Source organism: Moritella yayanosii (assembly GCF_900465055.1).
In the GTDB taxonomy this organism is placed as follows: domain Bacteria; phylum Pseudomonadota; class Gammaproteobacteria; order Enterobacterales; family Moritellaceae; genus Moritella; species Moritella yayanosii.
Window position 1 is genome coordinate 3,315,948 of record NZ_LS483250.1, and the last position, 25,162, is coordinate 3,341,109.

Annotated in this window: 28 protein-coding genes and 1 other RNA gene; 16 read left to right on the plus strand and 13 right to left on the minus strand. The window is 41.9% G+C overall.

Going from position 1 to position 25,162, the window contains the following annotated elements; all coding sequences use genetic code 11:
* Positions 1-47 precede the first annotated feature (47 nt).
* From lptB to MORIYA_RS15415, 6 genes are read right to left on the minus strand one after another with little or no spacing between them, the layout of a single operon-like run.
* The gene (lptB, locus tag MORIYA_RS15390) at positions 48-773 is read right to left on the minus strand and encodes an LPS export ABC transporter ATP-binding protein (RefSeq protein ID WP_112716528.1); all 726 of its coding nucleotides are present in this window, start codon (positions 771-773) and stop codon (positions 48-50) included.
* A gap of 15 nt (positions 774-788) precedes the next feature.
* Entirely contained in the window at positions 789-1,289 is a 501-nt protein-coding gene (lptA, locus tag MORIYA_RS15395) for a lipopolysaccharide transport periplasmic protein LptA (protein WP_112716530.1), read from the minus strand.
* Complete coding sequence (lptC, locus tag MORIYA_RS15400) at positions 1,273-1,833, minus strand: LPS export ABC transporter periplasmic protein LptC (protein WP_112716532.1); 561 nt, start codon at positions 1,831-1,833, stop codon at positions 1,273-1,275. Before lptC ends, lptA begins: the two co-directional genes overlap by 17 nt.
* Positions 1,830-2,378, minus strand: coding sequence for a 3-deoxy-manno-octulosonate-8-phosphatase KdsC (gene kdsC / locus MORIYA_RS15405; protein ID WP_112716534.1), 549 nt, complete (start codon positions 2,376-2,378; stop codon positions 1,830-1,832). The genes lptC and kdsC overlap by 4 nt, the downstream gene beginning before the upstream one ends.
* Before the next feature lie 2 nt (positions 2,379-2,380).
* A complete protein-coding gene (locus MORIYA_RS15410; RefSeq protein WP_112716536.1) occupies positions 2,381-3,352 on the minus strand; it encodes a KpsF/GutQ family sugar-phosphate isomerase in 972 nt (323 codons plus the stop codon).
* 57 nt (positions 3,353-3,409) lie between these two features.
* A complete protein-coding gene (locus MORIYA_RS15415) occupies positions 3,410-4,378 on the minus strand; it encodes a calcium/sodium antiporter (protein WP_112716538.1) in 969 nt (322 codons plus the stop codon).
* Between the two features lie 322 nt (positions 4,379-4,700).
* Here MORIYA_RS15415 and MORIYA_RS15420 point away from each other — a divergent pair, with 322 nt between their 5' ends.
* Entirely contained in the window at positions 4,701-4,958 is a 258-nt protein-coding gene (locus MORIYA_RS15420) for a BolA family protein (RefSeq protein WP_112716540.1), read from the plus strand.
* 11 nt (positions 4,959-4,969) lie between these two features.
* Complete coding sequence (murA, locus tag MORIYA_RS15425) at positions 4,970-6,232, plus strand: UDP-N-acetylglucosamine 1-carboxyvinyltransferase (RefSeq protein WP_112716542.1); 1,263 nt, start codon at positions 4,970-4,972, stop codon at positions 6,230-6,232.
* A 104-nt stretch (positions 6,233-6,336) separates the two neighbouring features.
* Here the strand turns inward: murA and degS are convergent, their stop codons facing one another.
* The 3 genes from degS to MORIYA_RS15440 form a co-directional block, all read right to left on the minus strand.
* Positions 6,337-7,425: an outer membrane-stress sensor serine endopeptidase DegS gene (gene degS / locus MORIYA_RS15430; RefSeq protein WP_112716544.1), complete on the minus strand. Its 1,089-nt coding sequence runs from the start codon at positions 7,423-7,425 to the stop codon at positions 6,337-6,339.
* A gap of 93 nt (positions 7,426-7,518) precedes the next feature.
* A complete protein-coding gene (locus MORIYA_RS15435) occupies positions 7,519-8,877 on the minus strand; it encodes a DegQ family serine endoprotease (protein ID WP_112716546.1) in 1,359 nt (452 codons plus the stop codon).
* Between the two features lie 67 nt (positions 8,878-8,944).
* Complete coding sequence (locus MORIYA_RS15440; RefSeq protein WP_112716548.1) at positions 8,945-9,316, minus strand: YhcB family protein; 372 nt, start codon at positions 9,314-9,316, stop codon at positions 8,945-8,947.
* A 179-nt stretch (positions 9,317-9,495) separates the two neighbouring features.
* Here MORIYA_RS15440 and zapE point away from each other — a divergent pair, with 179 nt between their 5' ends.
* From zapE to sspB, 9 genes are all read left to right on the plus strand, one after another.
* The gene (zapE, locus tag MORIYA_RS15445) at positions 9,496-10,608 is read left to right on the plus strand and encodes a cell division protein ZapE (RefSeq protein ID WP_174216936.1); all 1,113 of its coding nucleotides are present in this window, start codon (positions 9,496-9,498) and stop codon (positions 10,606-10,608) included.
* A 250-nt stretch (positions 10,609-10,858) separates the two neighbouring features.
* Complete coding sequence (coaA, locus tag MORIYA_RS15450; protein WP_112716552.1) at positions 10,859-11,791, plus strand: type I pantothenate kinase; 933 nt, start codon at positions 10,859-10,861, stop codon at positions 11,789-11,791.
* A gap of 248 nt (positions 11,792-12,039) precedes the next feature.
* Entirely contained in the window at positions 12,040-12,468 is a 429-nt protein-coding gene (gene rplM / locus MORIYA_RS15455; protein WP_006032932.1) for a 50S ribosomal protein L13, read from the plus strand.
* Between the two features lie 18 nt (positions 12,469-12,486).
* Positions 12,487-12,879, plus strand: a complete 393-nt coding sequence (gene rpsI, locus MORIYA_RS15460) for a 30S ribosomal protein S9 (protein WP_112716554.1) — start codon at positions 12,487-12,489, stop codon at positions 12,877-12,879.
* Positions 12,880-13,250: 371 nt separating this feature from the next.
* Positions 13,251-13,841, plus strand: coding sequence for a ubiquinol-cytochrome c reductase iron-sulfur subunit (gene petA, locus MORIYA_RS15465; protein WP_112716556.1), 591 nt, complete (start codon positions 13,251-13,253; stop codon positions 13,839-13,841).
* Positions 13,841-15,055, plus strand: a complete 1,215-nt coding sequence (locus MORIYA_RS15470; RefSeq protein WP_112716558.1) for a cytochrome b — start codon at positions 13,841-13,843, stop codon at positions 15,053-15,055. The genes petA and MORIYA_RS15470 overlap by 1 nt, the downstream gene beginning before the upstream one ends.
* Positions 15,055-15,855, plus strand: coding sequence for a cytochrome c1 (locus MORIYA_RS15475; RefSeq protein ID WP_112716560.1), 801 nt, complete (start codon positions 15,055-15,057; stop codon positions 15,853-15,855). The genes MORIYA_RS15470 and MORIYA_RS15475 overlap by 1 nt, the downstream gene beginning before the upstream one ends.
* A gap of 112 nt (positions 15,856-15,967) precedes the next feature.
* Entirely contained in the window at positions 15,968-16,603 is a 636-nt protein-coding gene (sspA, locus tag MORIYA_RS15480) for a stringent starvation protein SspA (protein ID WP_006032937.1), read from the plus strand.
* Between the two features lie 3 nt (positions 16,604-16,606).
* On the plus strand, positions 16,607-17,098 hold the full coding sequence (sspB, locus tag MORIYA_RS15485; protein ID WP_197713394.1) for a ClpXP protease specificity-enhancing factor: 492 nt from the start codon (positions 16,607-16,609) through the stop codon (positions 17,096-17,098).
* 101 nt (positions 17,099-17,199) lie between these two features.
* Here sspB and MORIYA_RS15490 read toward each other — a convergent pair whose 3' ends face one another.
* From MORIYA_RS15490 to MORIYA_RS15505, 4 genes are read right to left on the minus strand one after another with little or no spacing between them, the layout of a single operon-like run.
* Positions 17,200-17,703, minus strand: a complete 504-nt coding sequence (locus tag MORIYA_RS15490; RefSeq protein WP_232011644.1) for a BON domain-containing protein — start codon at positions 17,701-17,703, stop codon at positions 17,200-17,202.
* A 50-nt stretch (positions 17,704-17,753) separates the two neighbouring features.
* Entirely contained in the window at positions 17,754-18,347 is a 594-nt protein-coding gene (locus MORIYA_RS15495) for an SIS domain-containing protein (RefSeq protein WP_112716566.1), read from the minus strand.
* A gap of 11 nt (positions 18,348-18,358) precedes the next feature.
* Complete coding sequence (locus MORIYA_RS15500) at positions 18,359-18,766, minus strand: YraN family protein (RefSeq protein ID WP_112716568.1); 408 nt, start codon at positions 18,764-18,766, stop codon at positions 18,359-18,361.
* Positions 18,729-20,603 carry a penicillin-binding protein activator gene (locus MORIYA_RS15505; RefSeq protein ID WP_112716570.1) on the minus strand — a complete coding sequence of 625 codons (1,875 nt, stop codon included), beginning with the start codon at positions 20,601-20,603 and terminating at the stop codon, positions 18,729-18,731. Before MORIYA_RS15505 ends, MORIYA_RS15500 begins: the two co-directional genes overlap by 38 nt.
* 83 nt (positions 20,604-20,686) lie before the next feature.
* Between MORIYA_RS15505 and rsmI the strand changes: the two genes are divergently transcribed.
* The 5 genes from rsmI (at position 20,687) to MORIYA_RS15530 (ending at position 25,109) form a co-directional block, all read left to right on the plus strand.
* Complete coding sequence (rsmI, locus tag MORIYA_RS15510) at positions 20,687-21,526, plus strand: 16S rRNA (cytidine(1402)-2'-O)-methyltransferase (protein ID WP_112716572.1); 840 nt, start codon at positions 20,687-20,689, stop codon at positions 21,524-21,526.
* A 43-nt stretch (positions 21,527-21,569) separates the two neighbouring features.
* An RNA gene (gene rnpB, locus MORIYA_RS15515) (RNase P RNA component class A) lies at positions 21,570-21,945 on the plus strand.
* Between the two features lie 179 nt (positions 21,946-22,124).
* The gene (gene rsmH / locus MORIYA_RS15520; RefSeq protein WP_112716574.1) at positions 22,125-23,066 is read left to right on the plus strand and encodes a 16S rRNA (cytosine(1402)-N(4))-methyltransferase RsmH; all 942 of its coding nucleotides are present in this window, start codon (positions 22,125-22,127) and stop codon (positions 23,064-23,066) included.
* A gap of 1 nt (position 23,067) precedes the next feature.
* The gene (gene ftsL / locus MORIYA_RS15525; RefSeq protein WP_112716576.1) at positions 23,068-23,382 is read left to right on the plus strand and encodes a cell division protein FtsL; all 315 of its coding nucleotides are present in this window, start codon (positions 23,068-23,070) and stop codon (positions 23,380-23,382) included.
* A complete protein-coding gene (locus MORIYA_RS15530) occupies positions 23,379-25,109 on the plus strand; it encodes a peptidoglycan D,D-transpeptidase FtsI family protein (protein ID WP_112716578.1) in 1,731 nt (576 codons plus the stop codon). Before ftsL ends, MORIYA_RS15530 begins: the two co-directional genes overlap by 4 nt.
* Positions 25,110-25,162 lie beyond the last annotated feature (53 nt).

Sequence of the window (25,162 nt, forward strand, 5' to 3'; positions counted from 1 at the left end):
TAACGACTACTCTCTCTTCCTTAATGCGGCTATGTATCAATATCAAACTATAGTCGGAATTGATCTCCAAGGTATACTTCTTTCACTTTTGCGTTGGATAAAATCTCTTCTGAAGTGCCAGACGCAATTAAGTGCCCATGACTGACAATATAAGAGTATTCACATACATCCAGTGTTTCACGTACGTTATGGTCGGTAATTAATACCCCTAAACCACGGTCGCGCAGATGTTGAATGATTTTTTTAATATCGCCAACCGAGATAGGATCAACACCCGCAAAGGGTTCATCTAATAAAATGAATTTAGGATCAGCTGCCAGTGCGCGGGCTATTTCAACTCGGCGGCGTTCACCACCAGATAAGCTCATCCCTAAACTATCGCGGATATGGGTAATATGAAACTCTTCAAGTAATTCTTCTAATTTCTCTTTTCGCTGAAAACGGCTTAACTCTGGGCGCAACTCTAAAATTGCCATGATATTTTTAGTTACCGATAAGCGACGAAAAATTGAGGCTTCTTGGGGTAAATAACCAATACCTTGTTGTGCACGAATATGCATTGGCTCATGGGTTAATTCTTGGTCATCAATGAAGATTTGTCCATGATCTCGCTTAACTAAGCCAACCACCATGTAAAAGGTGGTGGTTTTACCTGCGCCATTGGGCCCAAGTAAACCAACAATTTGGCCTGATTCAACTTCGAGACTCACATCAGAAACAACTTTACGTTTATTATAACTTTTTGCTAAGTGTGATACTTTTAAACGCGCCATATGAATTTATTTACTCTACTTAGTTTTGTTATTTTCAGGGGTGAAAATGGTGATCACACGATCTGATTCATTATCCCCGCTTTCGGCTATCAATTCTTGTTTGTCAATTTGGTAGATGATCTTGTTACCTTTGACTTCGCTATCAGCCTGACGTAAGCGGGCATTTTTTGTTAACGTTAACCGTTTTTTGCTGAGTTCATAACGGATCTCATTCGATTCAGCATAGATTTTTTTGCCGTCATCAAGCTCTTGATAAAAAGTGGCTACGTTACCTGTCGCTATCATCACTTCAGTACCTTTGCCACCAGGACTTAATACCGTTAGCTTATCAGCATGAATTAATATAGTGCCTTGAGTCACCACCACATTATCATAAAAAATAACGCGGTTCTCTTTAATAAACACTTCTTGACGTTTGGCGTTTACGACAACATTTTCTGCAAAGTCAGACTCTAATGCGAGCGTTGCATTACTCATCAATAATGTTAATAGTAAAATGTTATATTTTTTCATCATTAGTATATATCGCTTTAACTTGCTTAAGGATAGTCAGGTATTCTTGTTTTAAATCACCTTCTAGGCCAATACCAGTTTGGCTAAATAAGGCCCCAGTGATCGTAATTAATTGATCGCTGCTGACCAAGTTTTTGGTCAGTTCTAATTGTAAATAACTGGTGGTGATGACATCAATATAATCATTTTTAGTCATATTCTTGATGATCACATCATTGCGCAGTGTGGCGACATCCTCACTGCTGAAGTTGCCTTCTTTTGCTTGGATCTTCCACGTTGCTTGGGCATTGTCATCATAAAGGATAATAACGGGGTTAGTGAACATTGTCATGCCTAACTCGCCATAATGCTCCATACTATCGGCAAAAATGCGACGTATGATTTTCCCTTCAATACTGAATTCGACACTGCGTAGGACCTCGGCGGTGAAATCAGGCTGATATTCGGTTGAGGTGGTGGTTGTTGACGGTTCATCAGGCGAAAAAAATCGCCAAATACCCAGAGCACACAAAAAGAGGATAACAATCCCCATATTTTGGCGACTCATACCGAGGTGCCGTGTGCTTGGTCTAAAACGCCCTTGGCTAATAAGATCAGATCGGCTAATTCTCTTACTGCGCCAAAGCCACCACGGATTGAGGTGCTAAAATCGGCACCTTTTTTAACCAGAGGGTGGGCATCGGCCACGGCAACACTGAGTCCACAGAGATTCATTACCGGTAAATCAATGACGTCATCGCCGATATAACCGACCTGCTCTGGTGATAAGTTTAATTTTTCGAGTAACATATTAAAGGCGATAACTTTGTTGTCTTGACCTTGATAGATATGTTTAACACCTAAACCTTGCATGCGGTTGGTGACAATCGTTGACTGCCGTCCGGTGATCACCGCCACTTCGATACCCGCATTGAGCAGTGATTTAACCCCAAAGCCATCACGGGTATGGAAAGCTTTTAGCTCTTCACCATTGTTACCCATATACACTCGGCCATCAGAAAATACGCCATCTATATCGCAAATGAGTAGCTTTAATGTTTTTGCTTTGGTTAAGATCTCTTGTGGGATTGGACCATATAATGTGTTGATCATATTTATAATACACCTGCGCGTAGTAAGTCATGCATGTTGAAGGCGCCGACCGGTTCTTGTAGTTCATTAACGACAATTATACCGTTAACTTTTTTATTTTCCATGACGGCAAGGGCTTCTGCGGCCAAGATATGTTCATTAATAGTAACACATCTTCGGGTCATTACTTCACTGATTGGGGTTTGGTGAATATCTATACGTGCATCAAGAATACGACGTAAATCCCCATCAGTGAAAATGCCAACCAACCTTTTACCATTATTAACGGCGGTCATACCCAGCCCTTTTTTAGAGACTTCAAATAACGCCTCTGAAATAGTTTCGCTCTGTTGTACGCAAGGCACACCGTCATCTTTATGCATAATATCTGAAATACGTAATAATAATTTTCTGCCTAAGCGACCGCCGGGATGAGACAGTGCAAAGTCATTGGCGGTAAATCCTTTGGCTTCGAGTAGGGCCACCGCGATAGCATCACCCATCACCAGACTTGCTGTGGTACTTGATGTTGGTGCTAATCCCAGCGGGCAAGCTTCTTTATCAACTTTAATACATAAACTAATTTTTGCTTCGCGTGCCATGGTTGAATCAGCATTACCTGTCATTGCTATAATGGGAATGCTTAAACGTTTAAGCACTGGGTATAATGCTAAAATTTCATCTGATTCACCGGAGTTCGATAATGCCATCACCACATCACCACGTTCAATCATGCCCAGATCACCATGGCTTGCTTCGGCTGGATGCACAAAGAATGCCGGGGTGCCGGTACTGGCTAATGTTGCGGCAATTTTATTGGCGATATGACCGGATTTACCCATGCCAGTCACAATGACCTTGCCTTTACATGTGATTAATAATTCACAAGTCGCGGTAAACGTGGCATCAATATATTGGCTTAATTGCGTAATCGCTGCCGCTTCCGTGTTAATGACATTAAGCGCGCTTTGGCAATAATTAAACTGACTCGACATGGTTACTCCCTAATTTAAAGACTGTTTTATACTGAGCTATAAAAATATTAAGTACGATTAAATGCTACTAAACACAATGAATTGATACACGAAAAAACCAGCGAGTAAAATACCACCTTCAACACGCGTAATACGTCCGGGACGGCCTCTAAAACCCATTGCCATCACTAGCATTAACACCGTTGCGCCAAGCATATAATAGAAATCACGACTAATAATAGCTGGGTCAATCATGCCCGGCGCTAAAATACCAGGTAGTGATAATACCGCCAAGATGTTGAATATATTAGAACCAATGATATTACCAATCACAAGATCATCTTCACCTTTTAATACCCCCGATATCGATGCGGCGAGTTCTGGTAAGCTAGTTCCCACGGCAATAATAGTCAGGCCGATGACTAAATCACTCATGCCAAAATGCTGGGCTATCACCACGGCTGAGCCGACCAGGAAATGGGAACTGACAGGTAATGCAATTATGCCGAAGACTAACCAAGCAACCGCTGTCCTGGTTGGCACGCCTTCAGGGACTTCATCGTCATGCTCTTGGGTAAGTGGATCATTGCTTGGACGTTTTAATGCGAGGATAGTTAAGGTGAGGATAGTAATGAAGAAGAGTAATAATAAAATCACCCCTTCGTACATCTCCAGTTTTAAATCCCACAGCACAACACCCGCCAGTAGTGTGGTAATTAATACCATCGGGATCTCACGACGGATCGTTGTCGAGCCCACGAGTAATGGTTTTATTAACGCGGTGATCCCTAATACTAAGGTGATGTTGGTAATATTAGAGCCAATCGCATTACCAATCGCGGTGTTTGGTGAACCATTAAGGGATGCCGATACCGCGACCATCATCTCGGGCGCAGACGAACCCATCGCGACAATGGTTAGACCAATAACCAGTGGTGAAATACCGAGGTTTCGCGCTAGTCCAGCAGCACCATAGACGAATTTATCGGCACTAATGACGAGACCAATAAATCCAAGAATTAAAATTATAATATTTGTAGTTAGCATTGGCACAATTTAACAGTTGATATGTAAAGAACACTATTTTCGGTCTTTTTTCACTGAAAGAAAAGGTAAATTGTTAAATCTTGTTCATTATTCAAGGTTGAATGATAAAAATCCTGAATAGTGATGTTTTGTGATTGTGTATTATAGCGATTACTTTTAGAATACTCGGTTATTTTAATACTTTAGTTTTAAGCGCGATTCTCTCAGACTGATCGCCATTCACTTAGAACTAAACGTGTTGTAACAGGCTATTACAGATTAACGCTAGCGGCATGTACGGTTTTAACTCGGCTTAGAATGGCGATCATAGGATTTAAGTATTATGGATATTAAAGAATTACAAACATTGCTGGAAAGTAAATATACCTTTCAGGAATTACACGTGAAAGGTGAAGGCAGCCATTATGAAGTTATCGCTGTCGCCGAGATGTTTATCGGTATGAACCGTGTAAAAAAACAACAAGCTATTTATGCACCATTAAAAGAGCAGATTGCATCAAATAGTATTCATGCGTTATCCATCAAGGCATACACACCTGAAGAATGGGTTCGCGAACGTAAATTCATATTACCTTCTTAGGTTGGATTAGAATGGATAAGTTTTTAATTAAAGGTCCTTGTCAGTTAAATGGCGATGTGACAATTTCGGGTGCTAAAAATGCGGCACTGCCGATTTTATTTGCTACATTGCTAAGTGATGAAACCATCACCATTAAGAATGTGCCTGAATTAAGAGATATTAAGACCACGTTGCAATTGTTACGTGAGCTTGGTGCACAGGCTGAGCGTAATGTCGACGGTGATGTTGTTATCACTGCGGGAACTGTTAACTGCCAAAAAGCCCCTTATGAATTAGTTAAAACGATGCGTGCGTCAATTTTGGCACTCGGTCCTTTGACTGCAAAGTTCTCGACGGCAGATGTTTCTTTACCGGGTGGTTGCGCGATCGGCGCTCGTCCTGTGAATCTACATATTCACGGTTTAGAAATGATGCAAGCGGACATTCGCGTCGAAGAAGGCTATATTAAAGCCCGCGTTGATGGCCGTTTAAAAGGGGCCCGTATCCTCATGGATATGGTCAGCGTAACTGGCACTGAAAACCTATTAATGGCCGCGGTACTTGCTGAGGGCGTTACCACTATTGAGAATGCCGCAAGAGAACCTGAAGTGGTTGATTTAGCGAACTTCTTAAATGTACTGGGAGCGAAAGTCAGTGGTATGGGCTCTGACGTATTAACCATTGAAGGTGTTGAAAAGCTTCACGGTGGTACCTATACAGTGCAACCTGATCGTATTGAAACCGGTACTTTCCTTGTTGCTGCTGCGGTAACAGGAGGTAAAATTAAATGCCATAAAACAGACCCTTCATTACTTGATGCCGTCATTATCAAGCTTGAAGAAGCGGGTGCTACGATTGAAACGGGTGATGATTGGATCTCACTTGATATGCAAGGCCGTGACTTAAAAGCGGTTAATATCAAGACTGTGCCTTACCCTGGTTTCCCAACGGATATGCAAGCACAGTTCACAGTATTAAATACCATCGCGAAAGGGACATCAACGATCGTTGAAACTATTTTTGAAAACCGTTTCATGCATGTGCCTGAATTAGCCCGCATGGGCGCAAACATTGAACTGGAAGGTAATACGGCTATCTGTCGTGACACCGAGAGTTTAACTGGCGCACAAGTGATGGCAACCGACTTACGCGCGTCTGCAAGTCTGGTTATTGCGGGTTTCTTGGCAACAGGTGAAACAACGGTTGAGCGTATTTATCACATTGACCGTGGTTATGAGTTTATTGAAGATAAGCTACAAGGCTTAGGCGGCAATATTATCCGTATTAAAGGCTAATATTGCTGCTCGTCTCTGATGTAGTATCTTGAAATAACTTGTCTATATATATGTTGAAAAGGCGCATTGATATGCGCCTTTTTTGTATCTGTTTTTTTCTTAAATTATGACTGTGGTTGTACTTGCAATTCACCGAGTGTGACAGAGATCTCGAGTTGCTTACCTTCTCGTATGACGGTTAAATTAATTTTTGAACCTGGGCGCTGTTCTGCCACCACATCCATTAGCCAAATAACATTATCAATCTCAGCACCGTTGAATTTGATCACTACATCGCCGGCGACCAATCCGGCCTTTTCTGCGGGCGAATCAGGCGCGGTATTTTGTACTACAATCCCTTGATTGGCTTTCAAACCGAGTAATTTTGCCATCACGGCATTAATGGATGTGCCTTCAATGCCAAGATAGCCTCGGATCACCCGGCCATTGGCAATTAATGCACGCATAATTTTAACGGCTAACGGATAGGGGATCGCAAAGCTGATCCCCATCGTTTCAACATTATTCGCGACCTGAAATGACGCGGTATTAATACCCACTAGTTCACCCAAGCTATTAACCAATGCACCACCCGAGTTACCCTCGTTAATGGCCGCATCGGTTTGTAAGAAGTTTTGATGTCCTGTGGTACTCATGCCTATACGACCACGGGCACTGATAATACCTTGAGTGATAGTTTGACCTAAATTGTATGGATTACCAATGGCGAGTACCACATCACCAATGTTAGTCTGCTCGTGTTTACTCTGGGGAATACTGGGTAAATTTTCAGCATCTATGTGTAATACAGCCAGGTCGGTGTATCGATCAAAACCAATTAATTCCGCAGTGAAAAACCGACCGTCTTGGAGCGCCACAATAATTTGATCAGCATTGGCGATAACGTGGTAATTTGTCAGTAAATAACCTTTGTTATTCATGATCACGCCAGAACCTAGGCTTTGTGGGCGTAGTGTTGGTTTACTATTGATCGTTGATTTTTGGTAGGTGCGGGTATAAATATTAACCACGGAAGGCGCAGCCCGTTTTACCGCCGCTGAAAAACTCATTTGTTCATTAAGGCCCAATGAAAATGGCTGAGTCAGTCCTAAACTTTGCTTGTTTTGTAATTGCGGTAACGCCAAAAGCAGTATTGCCGCTACAGCGATACCGAGTAAGATACTTTTTGAAATATATGACCACCAACCTTGCACGAGATATCCCTACGTTACTCACTAAAATCGCAACGTAGAGAATAGCACCTCTGCCTACTATAATGTAGGGAATAACGTAAAGTGATGTAAGTACTAGCGTAATACCAAGAATAAATGCTGATCTCCGCGCTTGATATTAAGTGCGAGAGTGGCTTTTTCTTCAGTGAGTAATTTACGTAACTGGGCTAAATTTTTCACTTTATCCTTGTTTACACCAATAATAATATCACCTTCCTCTAAGCCCGATGCCGCCGCGATTGAACGGGGGGCGACTTTCGCAATCAGCACGCCTTGATTGTTGTCGGCAGTGGTCAATGCTGCGCCTGCAAGTCCTGGGTGTAAGTTACTGGCATTGGCAAGTTTGTTATCTGCGGGTTTTAATGTTGCCGTTACGCGCTTTTCGGTCCCGTTGCTGACCACGCCCAACGTGATTTGTTTGTCTGGGCCTAACGAGCCTATTCGTGCTCTTAATTCGCTAAAACTACGGATATTATTGTTATTAACACTGACAATAATATCACCCGCTATCAAGCCCGCTTCTGCTGCAGCGGAGTTTGGGGTGACTTGGTTGATGAATGCACCATATTGTATATCGATATCGAACGCTTTCGCCAAATCAGGGGTCAGTTCTTGGCCTGAAACACCTAATACGCCCCGGCGAACTTCACCATGTTCAATGATTTGCTGTACTAAATTATTGGCCATATTCGCTGGTATTGCAAAACCAATCCCGACATTACCACCATTAGGTCCTAATATCGCCGTATTAATTCCGATCAACTCACCCCGTAAATTAAGCAAGGCGCCACCGGAGTTACCGCTATTAATCGCCGCATCGGTTTGAATGAAATTTTCCAGGTTTTCTAATTGCAAACCAGAGCGGCCCAGGGCACTGACAATACCTGACGTCACGGTTTGACCTAAACCAAAGGGATTACCAATCGCGATAGTGAAATCACCGACGCGTAATTTATCCGAGTCGGCGAATTTAATTTCGGTTAAATTTTCTGCTTTAATTTGTAATAAGGCAATATCACTGCTTTTATCGGCACCCACAAGTTTTGCTTCATATTCATGCCCGTCTTTCAACATGACCTTGATCTCGTCAGCATCGGCAATGACATGATTATTGGTGAGGATATAACCTTGTTCAGCATCGATGATTACGCCCGAACCCAGACCTTGGAAAGGTCGACGTTGTTGTGAACCATGGCCTTCAGGCCCAAAGAAATAGCGAAAAGCTTCAGGTATACGTTGCTGCGATACCTTGGTACCAGAAACTGAAATATTCACGACGGCAGGCGTGACTTTTTCGAGAATGGGGGCAAGACTCGGTATTGATTGTCCTGCAACAGCGAGTGGCAGTGCTGCTGTTGCAGGTAGACTGGCTAACCCTATTGCCGTGCTTAATGTTAGTGCGGTAAGCGTCGTTAAATGTGATTTTACGTTCATAACTATTTAAGCCTTTGAAAATTACAAGCATAAATAGTTAGATGTAGCTAGGATATAAAAGTTCAAGTTATTTGTTGAGTAATCCTGAAGCCGTACTTGAGTAATCTTTAGGTTGACCTTCAAGAGGCTCTGCAGGATCGATTTCTGCTTTGGTCTGAAAGGGAATATCTTTAACGGCAACATTATCTAATAAATGTTTTGCGTTATTGGCCAAGTGCTGCTGCATTTCAACATAGGTATCAGATAATTTCATTAATAATGCTTCAGTGCTGGTGAAGTGTTCATTAACATCATGCTTGTATTGTTCAATCTCAGCTTCTTTGGCTAATAGCTTACCCTTAAACTTCCCTGTTTGATCTTTGCTATTGGTTGCCTTGGCAATAACAAAACCGATAACAATACCGAGAACCAGACTAATTAATATTTCAAGATAGGGCATAATAGACCTCGTTAAATGATAATTTCACTCACTAAAATAGCGTGTTTCTTTTGATACTCTAATAGTAAGCACCTTTGTTTTAAAATAGTGTATTTCAAAAGAATACAACATGGTAGCATTGATTATTATTAATGCGTAGTAAACAAGATGTTAAAAACAGTAAAGGATTAGCAATTATAATGACCCCAGTAGAAAAATATCAGCTTGATTTAAAGCGCCCTGATTTTCTGTTTGATGCCGCACAAGAAAATGCAGTAATGGCATTACAACGCTTGTTTGACGAATTATTAATGGTACCGGAGTTACCGGCCAAACGCGGTTTATTTGCCAAGCTAAAAAGCTTAACGACGAAGCAGACGCTGACGCAAGCTAATCCAGTTAAAGGGATTTATTTTTGGGGCGGTGTGGGAAGAGGTAAGACCTATTTAGTTGATACTTTCTACGATTGTCTGCCGTTCGAGAATAAAATCCGCATTCACTTTCACCGTTTTATGCATCGAATTCATCAAGAGCTAAAAGGTTTAACGCAGCAGAAAGACCCACTTAAAGTGATTGCAAAAAAGCTAGCAGATGAAACACGGATTATTTGCTTCGATGAATTTTTTGTATCGGATATAACGGATGCAATGATCTTAGGCACCTTGTTTGAAGAATTATTTACCCATCAGGTCATTCTGGTGGCGACATCGAATATCATTCCAGATGAGCTTTATCGTAATGGTTTGCAACGGGCCCGATTTTTACCTGCGATCCAGTTGATTAATCAAAATTGCGACATCATCAATGTCGATAGTGGCGTGGATTATCGCTTACGTACCTTAGAGCAAGCGGAGATCTATCATTTTCCTTTGGACAGTACTGCACAGAAAAATCTAGACCAATATTTTCAGCTGTTATCTTGTGATCCCCGCAACTATAATCAACCAATCGAAATTGAAAATCGTCAGATACCGACATTAGCTGAAGCCGATAGCGTGTTGATGATTGATTTTAATGAGCTATGTGGCGGACCTCGTAGCCAAGTTGATTATATGGAAATTTCGCGTATCTACCACACGGTGTTGCTGGCTAATGTAAAACAGATGGGTCCGTTAACGGGTGATGTTGCCCGTCGTTTTATTGCCATGGTCGATGAATTTTACGAACGCAATGTCACCTTGATAATGTCAGCTGAACTAGAAATGTCGGCGTTATATACCAGTGGTTTATTAGAGTTCGAATTTCGCCGATGTTTATCACGTTTGCAAGAAATGCAATCACATGAATATTTAGGGCGTGAACATTTACCTTAGTGGGAATTACGTTATAATTCGACTGTTTTAGCACCAAATAGGTGTTTTTTGTGTGCGTTATTTAAAAAAATACACTAACTAACGCATTTATTTATTGAGTTACGATGAGTATATAGGCTATTGTTTCGGCAGACATGAACTGACAACGTGACGTATAGAGTGTTATTACGCCATTAAATTCATCGTAAAGGCTTGCTTCTAAATCCGTGAAGCAAGTAATTATTAGGGTGTTAAGTAGGCTTTTAGTTTAATGAATTATTCACCATATCAAGTGTTTGACAGGGAATATTGGGCTGAACTGCGAGAGTCGGTACCGCTGACCTTATCGGCAATCGAATTAAAGCAGTTACAAGGTATTAATGAACGCGTTTCAATTGAAGAAGTGTGCGATATTTATCTACCTTTGTCGCGTTTGCTTAATTTATATGTCACTAATCGCATGCAGCGTCGTGTTGTCCGTGATCAGTTCTTGGGACGCGAAGTAGCTAAAGTACCCTACATTATCAGTCTTGCGGGTAGTGTTGCCGTTGGTAAAAGTACCACAGCAAGGATTTTGCAAGCCTTGTTGCAATGCTGGCGTGAGCATCCCAAAGTTGCATTAATCACCACAGATGGCTTTTTGTACCCGAATGCGTATTTAAAAGAACATGGCATGATGAAACGTAAAGGTTTTCCTGAAAGTTATGACATTAATGCCTTAGTTAAATTTGTGGCTGACATTAAATCGGGTAATGCGCGTGTTACCGCCCCAGTCTATTCTCATTTTTCTTATGATATTGACCCTGACGACGAAGTGGTTGTTGAGCAGCCTGATATTGTGATTCTCGAAGGCTTAAATGTGCTGCAATCAGGATTAGAGTATCCGAATGATCCGCATCGTGTGTTCGTCTCTGATTTTGTTGATTTCTCTATCTATGTCGATGCTGACCTTGAAAACCTTGAAAACTGGTATGTACAACGTTTCTTACAGTTACGAGAAAGTGCTTTTTCCGATTCGAGTTCTTATTTTCATCACTATGCTAAATTAGATGAGGATGAAGCAAAAGATGTGGCATTGAACATTTGGCGTACAATTAATGGTAAAAACTTAGTAGAAAATATCTTACCAACGCGAGAACGTGCTAACCTCATTCTTACTAAAGACCTAAATCATCAAGTGCATCAAGTTAAATTACGAAAATAAGCTTAATTTCAGTCATTTTCTTGGCCTTATATTGATGTTTTTCGAGATTAATCTTATTTTTTTTAAAATATAGGTGAAATTTCGCTCATTTCTCTTTATACTACGCGGTGCCCACGAACAAGGTGCTGTGGTGGTTCCTTGTCCTAATGACGCCATGTACTTATTCGAAGGGATGAGTAAGGTATATAGTTCACGTATAGATAACTGTATGTGATAGTTTAAACAAATTTTATTGGGTTCAATATAAAATGAAAACTTTTGTTGCTACACCAAGCACGATAAAACGTGAATGGTTCGTTGTTGACGCTGAAGGTAAAACTTTAGGTCGTCTTGCGACTGAAATCGCTTCTCGCTTACGTGGTAAGCACAAGCCTGAGTTCACTCCTCATGCTGATACTGGCGATTACATCATCGTTGTAAACTGTGAAAAAATCGTTGTAACTGGTAACAAAGCGAAAGGTAAAATTTACTACTCGCACACTGGTTACATTGGCGGCATTAAATCAATTAGCTTTGAAAAGCTTATTGAAAAAGCTCCAGAGCGCGTTATCCAGTCTGCGGTTAAAGGTATGTTGCCAAAAGGTCCTCTAGGCCGTGCAATGTTCCGTAAGATGAAAGTATACGCAGGTCCTGAGCACAATCATGCTGCTCAACAACCACAAGTTCTAGACATCTAATTTACGGAATTTAAGCAAATGGCAGAAAATCAATACTACGGCACTGGTCGTCGTAAAAGTTCAACAGCTCGTGTATTCATGAAAGCTGGTACAGGTCAACTAACTATCAATAAACGTTCTTTGGAAGTTTATTTTGGTCGTGATACAGCTCGTATGGTTGTTCGTCAAGCACTAAATTTAGTTGAACTACAAGACAAATTCGACCTAAACATCACTGTTTCTGGTGGTGGTACTACTGGTCAAGCTGGCGCAATTCGTCACGGTATCACTCGCGCACTTATGGAATATGACGAAACTCTTCGTCCTGCTCTACGTGCTGCTGGTTTTGTTACTCGTGATGCTCGTCAAGTTGAGCGTAAGAAAGTTGGTCTTAGAAAAGCACGTAAACGTCCACAGTTCTCAAAACGTTAATTCGTTTTTTGGTGGTTCGCTTTATTGCGACGAAAGCCTGGCATATGCCAGGCTTTTTTTTGTCTTTTTTTTAATTGACGTAGTTACAGCTTTGTTAAATGTAATGCTGTTTCTGACTTGCGTAGCAGTACGTAACACAGAAAGAGAGCGACTTACTCTATTTACTGGGTCATAAGCGACAGATATTGACTTAATCAATGAAAATATATGATTAATGTCTCATTGTCCTTGTAAAAATGTAACCAATTAATTAAAATTCAACGGCATTTATGTAACTTTTTTAGCTAATAAAAAGTTATCTTTTTTGAAATGGTATTCACTGCAAGATAATAACAATAATTTGCGCTGAGTCCGAATGGGAGAATAATTGGATGAGCAATGCGCCTGTTGATTCTGGTCGTCGTCGCTTTTTAACTGCTGCTACATGTGTAGTGGGTGGTATTGGAGCTGTCGGCGCAGCCGTACCTTTTATCAAATCTTGGAACCCGAGTGCTAAAGCTAAAGCAGCTGGTGCACCGGTTGAAGTTGATATTAGTAAAATTGAACCTGGTCAGTTAATTCGTGTTGAATGGCGAGGCAAACCTGTATGGCTTGTATCTCGTACAGAAAGCGTGTTAAAAGAACTTGAACAGCATGATGGTTCGTTACGCGATCCGGCATCTGAACAAGAACAACAACCGAGTTACGCACAGAACAAATATCGCTCGATTAAATCAGAGTTATTGGTAGCTGTTGGTATTTGTACTCACTTAGGGTGCTCTCCAACTTATCTGCCTGATAGCTTTGGCGAACAAGTCGAAGGTGTTTCTTCTGGTTTCTTCTGTCCATGTCATGGTTCTAAATTTGATATGGCTGGTCGTGTATTCCAAGGTGTACCTGCACCGTTGAATCTAGTCATACCACCGCATTATTATATTGATAAAACGACGATTCTAATCGGTGTAGATAAGGGAGCTGCCTAATGCTTGGTAAATTAGTCAATTGGATTGATGAACGTATCCCAATGACGGATACGTGGAATAAACACGCTGGTCAATATCCAGCGCCGAAAAACTTTAACTTCTGGTACTACTTTGGCATTTTAGCTACGGTAGTGTTTGTCAATCAGATCCTAACGGGTATCTGGTTAACGATGAATTATAACCCATCTGGCGACGGTGCTTTTGCGTCAATTGAATACATCATGCGTGATGTTGAATTTGGCTGGTTGTTACGTTATATGCATTCAACAGGTGCTTCCGCATTCTTTGTGGTGGTGTATCTGCATATGTTCCGTGGTCTGATGTATGGTTCATACCAGAAACCACGTGAATTATTGTGGGTCTTTGGTTGCTTACTCTTCCTTGCCTTAATGGCGGAAGCTTTCATGGGTTATTTATTGCCATGGGGTCAAATGTCATTCTGGGGTGCTCAGGTTATTATCTCGTTATTTGGTGCGATCCCAATTATTGGTGATGACTTAACACTTTGGATCCGTGGTGATTATGTGATCTCGGGTGCGACATTAAACCGTTTCTTTGCATTACACGTAATTGCTGTGCCATTAGTACTTGTGGTACTGGTGTTCTTACACATAGTAGCGCTGCATCATGTGGGTTCAAATAACCCTGACGGTATTGAGATCAAAGAAAATATAGATGAAAATGGTTGGCCTAAAGACGCTATTCCATTCCACCCTTACTACTCAGTGCACGATGCTGTTGCGGTCGTGGTGATGCTTATCTTATGTAGTATTGTGATCTTCTTTATGCCTGAAGGTGGTGGTTATTTCTTAGAAGCGCCCAACTTCGAAGCGGCAAACCCATTGAAAACACCAGATCATATTGCGCCAGTGTGGTACTTCACTCCGTTTTACGCCATTTTACGTGCGGTGCCGGACAAGCTGGGTGGCGTGATCATGATGGGCCTCTCTATTTTGATGCTATTCTTAGTGCCTTGGATCGATCGCGGTAAAGTGAAATCAATCCGTTATCGTAGTATTTGGCATAAACTTAATTTATCTCAGTTTGTTATTTGTTTCATTATTCTGGGCGTATTAGGGACATTAGCACCAACACCTGGTCGTACATTATTGTCGCAAATCACCACATTAGGTTACTTTGGTTATTTCGCTCTGCTGTGGTTCTACAGTAAGAATGAAACCACTAAACCTTTACCAAAAAGGGTGACAATGTAATGAAAAAATTATTTATCGCGTTACTTACCCTATTGCCTATGGCTGCCTTTGCAGCTGGTAATGCTGTACATTTAGATGAAGCCAATTATGATTTAAGAGACAAAGCATCACTGCAAAATGGTGCTAAAATCTTCATGAATTATTGTTCTACGTGTCACTCTACGCAATATCAACGTTATTCACGTGTTGCCGACGATCTGGGTATCGATCGTGATGTAATGTCTGAAAATTTGGTATTTACCGGGGTGAAAGTTGGCTCATTAATGTTAACGGCGATGCCTGCTGAAAGTGGTGCTAAATGGTTTGGTGCGACCCCACCGGACCTCACACTTGAAGCGCGTTTACGTGGTGCAGATTGGGTTTATACTTACCTGCGTTCTTTCTATATTGACGAAACTCGCCCATTTGGTGTGAATAATTTGGTATTCCCAAGTGTCGGTATGCCGCATGTACTTGAAGAACTACAAGGTACAGCGCGTCTTTTAGAAATAAAACATAACGAAGAAGAGCTAGATCTGCCGGAAGGTGCTAGAATTGTTAAAGAAACCGCAGTTGTTGACGCTAATGGTGTTGCAACAGGTGAAATTCTGACTAGCTACCTAAGTCCCGATGGAAACGGTGAGTTATCAGCAGAAGAGTTTGATGAAGCAATGCTAGACTTGGTAAACTTCTTAGTTTACTCAGCAGAGCCAAATCAGCTTGAACGTCAAGAAATGGGCTTCTGGGTTATTGGATTCTTACTTATTCTACTTGTATTTACTTGGTTCCTGAACCGCGAATACTGGCGTGATATCCACTAATCACTGATATGTTGCCGCATTACTTGTAACAGTGCTGGTAAAAGAATTACGTACCGCCAATGCTAGTTTAGGCTATCATTGGCGTTTGTGTTTACAATTTATTGGAGGTGGCATGGCATTAGCTGCTAATAAACGTTCAGTTATGGTGTTATATTCGGAGCCGACTGATCTATATAGTCATCAAGTCCGAATCGTTTTAGCTGAAAAAGGCGTAAGTGTTGATATTCATCAGGTTGATCGTAATAACCTACCTGAAGATTTAATTGATTTAAATCCTTACCAAACAGTACCGACATTAATCGACCGTGAACTAACATTATATAACTCGCGTATCATCATGGAATATCTGGATGAGCGTTTTCCGCATCCACCTTTGATGCCGGTTTACCCTGTTTCACGTGGTAGTAGCCGTCTAATGATGCACCGTATCGAAAACGATTGGTATTCATTAGTAACTAAGATCATGAAAGGCTCTGTTGAAGAAGCTGCTGTAGCGCGTAAGCAATTGCAAGAAGCATTAATGAGTATCAGCCCTATTTTTGCTGAATACCCATACTTCATGAGTGAAGAATTCAGCTTAGTAGATTGCTACATGGCACCGTTATTATGGCGTTTACCAGAACTAGGTATTGATCTTCCAGGCCAAGCTGCAAGTGAGTTAAAGAACTATATGCTACGAGTATTTGATCGTGAATCATTCCAAGCATCTTTAACTGAACAAGAACGTGAAATGAGAATGTTAATGTAATTTATGGATAAAATGACCCCAATTCGTCCCTATTTATTACGTAGCCACTATGAGTGGTTACTTGATAATGACTTAACACCGCACATTGTTGTTGATGCGCATATTGCTGGTGTTTACGTGCCACAACAGTTTGTTCAAGATGGCCAGATCGTGTTGAACATTGCGCCTAGCGCTGTGGTTGCTTTTGAGTTAAACAATACTGCTTTGAGCTTTAATGCTCGTTTCGGTGGCGTACCTTTTGATGTTTATGTACCAATTGCAGCGATCACTGCTATCTATGCGCGTGAGAACGGTGCTGGTAGTATGTTTGAACCAGAGCAAGCATATCTCGATCAAGCTGAACAAGATAGCGCTGAAGTGGCTGTTGAGCCAAGTGAAGAGAAAAGCAAGCCTGCGTTGGTCAGTGCGCCTGCTGTTAGCTCTGAAAGTCAGAGTGACACGCCAGAACGTCCAAAACCAACGAAAGGTAAACCCGCTTTACGGGTCATTAAGTAACATAATACTTAATTAACGAATATGTGCAGTACTTGAATATGTCGACGGACATCATTCAGTACTGCATTTTTTTATGTAGATGTTATCGATATTCTTGTCGATTAGCGATATTCGAATACTTTAATTACTTTATCCACCCCTACGACATAACGTGCCGCTTCTGCAAGTTGATCGCCTTGTGCTTTTGTTACTCGTCCAATTAAGAATACCTCTGCATTCTCAGTGATGACTTTGATGCTGAGTGGTTCAATACCTTTTAAATTGAGAATGCTGGTTTTTACTTTGGTGGTTAACCAAGTATCTTTACTGGCACGCTCAAATGAGATTGGTGGACCTAAGCGGATCTGGTTATACACCAGCTGTACCGATGCAGTTTCTGCGGCAATAGCGACGATTTTATTACGCTCTGTGGTGCTTCTTACCTGACCCGACAATAGCACTTTGCTGTTGTTAGTGAGAATATGCAGATTATTATTGAGCAACAATTGCTTATTGTGATCATTCAGCCCTGCAGTGATATCGAGGGTAATAATTTCATCATCAATTAATTGACTAAAACTACCGTGGTTAGTACAGCCTTGAATACTCACAAGGCTAAATAGCATCACAGCGATCCGCAACCCAAATTTTAATCTATTGGTTAATATCATCGTTATTACTCGTGCCCTTGCTGCGGGAATAAGGTTTGATCGATAATGTCACACAGACAATTAATGATCAGGGTATGTACTTCTTGTATTCTTGCTTCTCGCCGTGAGGGTACACGTATTTCAGCATCATGTAGCCCCAATAATCCGGAGATCTCACCGCCGTCTTTACCGGTTAAAGCGACGATGGTCATATTTCGGGTCAGGGCTGCCTCAATGGCTTTAATGACATTTCGGCTATGACCGCCGGCTGAGATCACCACCAGAATATCACCGTCATTACCGAGTGCTCGTACCTGTTTGGAGTACACCATATCGAAACTGGTATCTGTACCAATGGCCGTCATTAAGGTGCAGTCTGGGGTTAATGCCAGTGCTGGTAAACTTGGGCGTTCTGTTTCGTAGCGGTTTAACAGTGATGCAGAAAAAATTTGTGCCAAACTCGCTGATGCACCGTTACCACAAATTAAGATCTTGTTACCGTTTAATAAACATTGAGCCATCATCATGGCTGAGTTTTGAATGTATTCTGGTAACGCCTCGGCTGCGGCGATCTTGGTTTGAATACTTTCAGTAAAATTTTCTTTAATTAGCTCTAACATGGGTATCTACTCTAAAAAGCATTGGTTATCCATTGAATATTATCACTGCAACCTTCAATAGCAATCACATCGAAACGGCAAGGAGTATAGTTTTCATTTATTCCGTGGCGCACCATATAATATTGCGCTGTATAACGCAATTTTCGTTGTTTCGCGATTGGAATTGCAGAAATAGCACCGCCGTAATGGGTATATTGGCGATATTTCACCTCGACAAATACTAAGGTGGGTAGTGTTGTTGAAGATTTAGTGTCACAGCTGGCACCGTGTTGGCAGATTAGATCTATTTCACCTTGCCGACAAGCAAAATTTCGCGCCAAGATGATTAATCCTTGGCGCTGTAAAAAATCGGCCGCTATGCCTTCAAAATACTGACCGCGTTTACGGGGCTGTTTTCGGTTCAGGGTAGCTTTCCTCAAGTTTTATTTTTCCTGAACGGTATTTTGCCCAGCTAAATTCGCGATCAATAATACCATTATCATTGATATAAAGAATGCCGGTCTGGCCCGCTAAGCGTAAATTAGGGAAATTACGTAGCTGTAGCAGAGTCGGAATTAATTTAAATGCATCGTAGCCCATCGCGAACAGGTTTTGTTGTATTTTAGACATATTTGGCCACAGAGCCAAAGTTTGTTGTTTTAGTTCGCGATCTGGGTTCAACAACCAAGGCATATCACTGAAGATTAAGCCATTAAGGTCGCGGTTTTGGCTTCGAGATAGATTATTACCATGGGTACGTGAACTCGCATATAGGGCTACTTGAGGTGCATACGGGTTCTGCGTGGTCCTAATGTAAGGAATGGCTAACATCGCTTCAGAAGGCGTTGCGATAATATAAATAGCATCAATGTCGCGGCGGCTACGGGTTTTTGCTTTAACGTCCGCACCAACCAAATTTTGCATTAAGCGAATACGTTGGTTACTTGAGGTAACAGCAAACAGCGAGGTTACGGTATTTTGCATATCGCTACGACTCTTATATTTATATGTTTCGCTGCTACCTCCCGTCAAAGATTGCCATTGTTGGTTAAATTCCTCAGATAAACGGTTACCTGTACGGTTATTTGGCGCCAGGACTAAAGGTTGTTTGATGCCATCGTGATGCATCTTTTTAGCCGCGGCAATGGCCTCGTCATTTGAGCTTAATGAAAAGTAATAGATATTTTCTGCTGCCAGTGTTTCTGGCAGTTTATTTAACGAAATGATTGGCACGTCTTTCACTAGCGGTAATACTTTCGCTAGATTTGATTTTAATAATGGTCCAACCACAAAGTCTGCCCCATCATCAAGGGCTTGCAAATACAGTTTATCAGCACTTACTGTGGCGGTATCATAGAAACGTAAATCGATACGATCCGCGGCGTTAACTTGATAGTAAGCACTTAGTATGCCATCTCGAATGGCTTTACCTGCGACTGCGCGTTTACCGGTTAATGGTGCCAGCACCGCGATTTGACTTGGCGCGTAAGGGATTGTTGCCATGGCTTTAACAAGCGCAATAGGGAAACCACTTAATGCAGGATGTTGTGGGTAAGTTATTTTCCATGCTTGTAACTCATTGATTAATGACTGTGGTTCAGTACGATATTGCTGTGCGATTGCCGCTAAGTGGTACCAACCTGATAACGTCGGATGTTCAGTGTTAAAACGCAGTGTTAATGCTTGTAGTTTAGCTAATGGTATTACCGAAACCAATTCCCACAAACGAGAATTGTTGGTGCTGTGCAGTTCAGCATCGAGGAAATCGTTTAGCGCAACACGGTATTCAACCGCTTTAGCGTTATTATTCAGCAATTCGCTAATAGTCGCATTCAATAAGTAGAAGCGTTGCCAATGCGGCAGTTCAGTGGTGCTTAGCGTGGAACTAAAATTAAGTGCTGTCGCGGCATCTTGATAACGCTTTTCTAAGAGGTAAGCTTCAGATTTAATTAATGCGATCTCAAATAATTGTTGGGTGGATAATGGATTACGTTCAACCGACAGTAACATATCCAGTGCGGGCTGCGAGTGACCTTCTGCAATCAAAGCCCGTGCAGATAATAACTGCCATGCGATAGCTTGTGGTTTATTCGCTAATGCAATCTTATCAATGTAGAATTGTGCTGGCTGATCAATTTTTGTCAGTACGTCTGGTGCAACGATTGGTTGTGGTGTCGATGTTGCTTTTTCAGATGTCGTGATACTTGAACACGCGCTGAGCAGTAAACTCAAGCTAAAAAACATAATCAAGCGGGAATAGCTGTGCTTAAATTCCATTGGTGTATTATCCTGCAAAGAGATTTATAATACCCCTATACTAAAGCATCATCGCTTAACAAAAAACTACCCATGAGAATGAAATGTCTGAACAAGCAACTTTATTTATCGTTCCAACCCCGATTGGCAACCTTTCTGATATCACTGAACGCGGTTTAGAGATATTAAGAAGTGTTGATTTGATCGCCGCAGAAGATACCCGTCATACCGGAAAACTGCTAAACCATTATCAAATCAAGACCAAAACATTTGCGTTGCATGATCATAATGAGCAACAAAAAGCCGAATATTTAGTATCAAAATTAAAATCTGGTATCAGCATCGCGCTGGTTTCAGACGCTGGCACGCCGTTGATCAGTGATCCTGGTTATCATTTGGTGAATACCTGTCGTGCACATGGTGTTAAAGTGGTGCCGTTACCTGGACCTTGCGCAGCAGTAACCGCGATGAGTGCTTCTGGTTTACCGTCTGACCGTTTCTCGTTTGAAGGTTTTTTACCGTCGAAAGAAAAAGCCCGTAATGATAAGATCACCGAGCTGAAAGAAGAAACCCGCACAATGATTTTTTATGAATCACCGCGTCGCCTACAATATACCTTAGATGCATTAACGGCGATCATGGGCCCTGAACGTCAAGTGTGTGTTGCACGCGAAATGACCAAAGCGTTTGAAAGTATTACCACTATGCCTGTTGGAGAATTAGCCGTTTGGGTTGCCCAAGACAGCAACCGAAGTCGTGGTGAAATTGTGTTATTGGTTTCTGGTTATAAACCAACCGGCCTGGAAATTCCAGCTAAAGTATTGAATACACTTAAGTTGTTAAATGAAGAATTACCCCTTAAAAAAGCTGCCGCATTAACTGCCGAGATCCACGGCTGCAAAAAGAACGCCTTGTACAAATGGGGTTTAGAAAACTTTAATTAATCGCTGGATTTTCTGATGTAGATTATGTACTATCCTCCGCCTTGGAGTTGGTCAGACAATCGCCGCTTTATGACTCGGTATTTATATCGAGGTTATAGAGGGGAGGAAAGTCCGGGCTCCACAGGGCAGGGTGCCAGGTAACGCCTGGGAGGCGCAAGCCTACGACAAGTGCAGCAGAGAGAAGACCGCCGATGGCTTTTTCGGAAGCACAGGTAAGGCTGAAAGGGTGCGGTAAGAGCGCACCGGACGACTAGTAATAGTTCGTTGCAGGGTAAACTCCACCCGGAGCAAGACCAAATAGGCTTTCTATAGGCGTGGCCCACGCTGAAAGCGGGTAGGTTGCTTGAGTCTGTGAGCGATTGCAGACCTAGAGGAATGATTGTCCACGACAAAACCCGGCTTATCGACCAACTCCAAGAACTTATCTATACTTTCTTTAACTTTCTTTATTATAGATAAGTTCTTGTTTATTTTTTCCTTCTGATTACCTACATCACTTGCAATACGTTTAACCCCTCCCTAAACTAGACCTTTTACGTTACAATAACCATTTTAGCACCTGCTATAATCTAAAGTATTTTTAAGAGCTTTCATCGACATGACACAAGAATTTGCACACGTATCCGTTTTACTTAACGAAACCGTAGCTGGGCTAGACCTAAAACCGGATGGTATTTATATTGACGGTACTTTTGGTCGCGGTGGTCACTCTCGCTTTATTTTGTCTCAGCTGGGTGAAAATGGTCGCTTGATCGCAATCGATCGCGACCCTGAAGCAATCGCGGTAGGTGAAGCATTAAAATTAGAAGATCCGCGCTTTGACATTGTTCACGGACCATTTTCTGGTATTGCCGACTACATGGAAAATAAAGGACTGACAGGAAAAATCGACGGTGTGTTGCTCGATCTAGGTGTTTCTTCGCCACAGTTAGACGACGCATCACGTGGTTTCAGTTTCTTACGTGATGGCCCATTAGATATGCGTATGGATCCAACATCCGGTATTAGCGCCGCAAAATGGTTAGCGACAGCTGATTATGATGATATTGTTTGGGTGTTGAAAGTATTTGGAGAAGAAAGATTTGCCCGTAAGATTGCCCGTGCTGTGGTATTTGATCGTGACGACAAGCCATTTGAAACAACATCACAGTTAGCAAGTTTAATTTGCCGTGTGGTGCCAAAATCGAAAAAAGAAACCAAGCATCCGGCCACACGCTCATTTCAAGCGATCCGTATTTACATCAACAGTGAATTAGAAGAAATCGAACGTGCATTAGCTGGCGCATTAACATGTCTTAAGTCAGGCGGCCGTTTATCTGTGATCAGCTTCCATTCGTTAGAAGATCGCATTGTTAAACAATTTATTCGTAAACAAGCGCGTGGTAAAGAAGTGCCATACGGCTTACCTATCATGCAAGCAGAAATTGATAAAACGCGTACCATGAAGGCGATCGGTAAAATGCTAAAACCTTCAGAACTAGAATTAGAATTAAACCCTCGAGCGCGTAGTTCGGTATTACGCGTGGCGGAAAAATTGTAATATGTTCGGTATTAAGTGGGATTTAGGCAAAGTGGTAATGACTGACATCGGCCAACATCGAGGCGTGGTTAGTCTGTTATTGGCTATCTTAATTCTTGCTTTTGCCGTGATCATGTTAACGCATGAAACCCGCTTGCTTACGAGTAACAAAGAACAGTTACTGACTCAACGCGACGTTGCTGATATTGAATGGCGCAATTTATTGTTAGAGCAAAGTACGCTAGAAGAACACAGTAAAATTGAATATATCGCAAAACACCAACTCGGTATGTATCGCCCAAGTACCGCAGAAGAGCAATTGGTGATACAGCAGTGACAAATCGTCGAAATATTGCCAGCGTAGAACCCGCCAATTTTATCTTATGGCGTTATCACTTAATTGTGGCCACGGTCGTTATTATCTTTTTAAGCTTACTCGCCCGCACTGCTTACATCCAAGTGATCAATCCTGAACACCTGCGTAAACAAGCAGACATGCGTTCTCTGCGGGTGACATCACAGCAAGTGCAACGCGGTATTATTACCGATCGTAATGGTGTTGAATTGGCGGTGAGTGTCCCGGTGATGGCCATTCATGTTGATCCTCGTACTATTAAGAATAAAAATAGCTTTGATAACAAACGCGCATGGCAGGCTTTTGCCGAGATTTTGGATCTAAATCTTGCTGAGCTAAAAGCCAAGATCATGGCATCTAATGGTCGTTTTATGTATATCAAGCGCCAAATTAGTCCTGCGGTCGCTAAGTATGTTGATGAATTAAAATTAGTCGGTGTGGGTCAGGCACCAGAGTCACGCCGCTTCTATCCCACGGGTGAAGTAAGCGCCCAACTGGTCGGCATGACCAATATTGATGACATTGGTATTGAAGGTGTTGAAAGAGCCTATAATGATTTCCTTACCGGCACTCCTGGTAAACGTATGGTCCGTAAAGATCGCTTAGGTAATGTGATTGAGGATATCTCTGTTATTCAGCAGACTGAACAAGCCAATAATATTCAACTCAGTATCGATCAGCGTATTCAATCACTAGCTTATCAACGGTTGAAAAAAGCGGTGCAATACAATGGCGCTGTATCGGGCTCGTTAGTGATGATCGATGTGAAAACCGGGGAAATATTAGCAATGGTCAATAGCCCGTCGTTTAATCCCAATAATCGCAGTAAATATGACAGTTATAAGTTAAAGAATCGCGCGATCACAGATAGTTACGAACCGGGTTCGACGATTAAACCGCTGGTTATTGCGAGTGGCTTGGATAATGGTATTATTGCTGCTGATTCTATCATTGATACCAATCCTGGCCGTATGCGTTTAGGCGGGCGTTTAGTACAAGATACCCGCAACCGTGGTGAAATTTCACTGGGCAACATTCTGCGTTATTCGTCGAACATGGGTGTGAGTAAAATTGCGCTGAAATTAGGCCATCAACGGTTACTCGATACTTACTATCAATTTGGCTTTGGTAATGAAAGCAGCTTGATCTTAAACGGTGAAAGTAGAGGCTATATGCCACGCCGTTCGCGTTGGTCAGAATTTGAGAATGCGACATTATCCTTTGGTTATGGTATGCAGGCGACGACATTACAGCTTGCTCATGCTTATGCTACGATTGCTTCTGGGGGGTTATATCGCCCATTGACGATCATAAAACAAGACACCACGCCATTGTCAGAGCGAGTGTTATCTGAACAGCACGCGCAAGAGCTATTACTGATGATGGAAAGTGTGGTGGAAAAAGGCGGTACGGGTGATAAAGCACGCATCGATGGATACCGCGTTGCAGGTAAAACCGGTACGTCTAGAAAGGCGATTGCGGGAGGTTATGGCGATGATTATGTTGCGTTATTTGCCGGTGTCGCACCCGTATCTAATCCGCGCTTTGCATTAGTAGTGGTGATTGACTCGCCAAGTGGTGATCGTTATTACGGCGGTGTGATCGCGGCGCCAGTATTTGCGGAAGTCATGGAAAGAACATTACAAATGTTGAATGTCACACCAGATAAAAAACAATCTTTAACGATAACAGCAAAAAACTCTGAATAAATTAAACGGCGCTCAGGCGTTGAAGAACTGTTTGATGCTAAGGATTGTTTAAT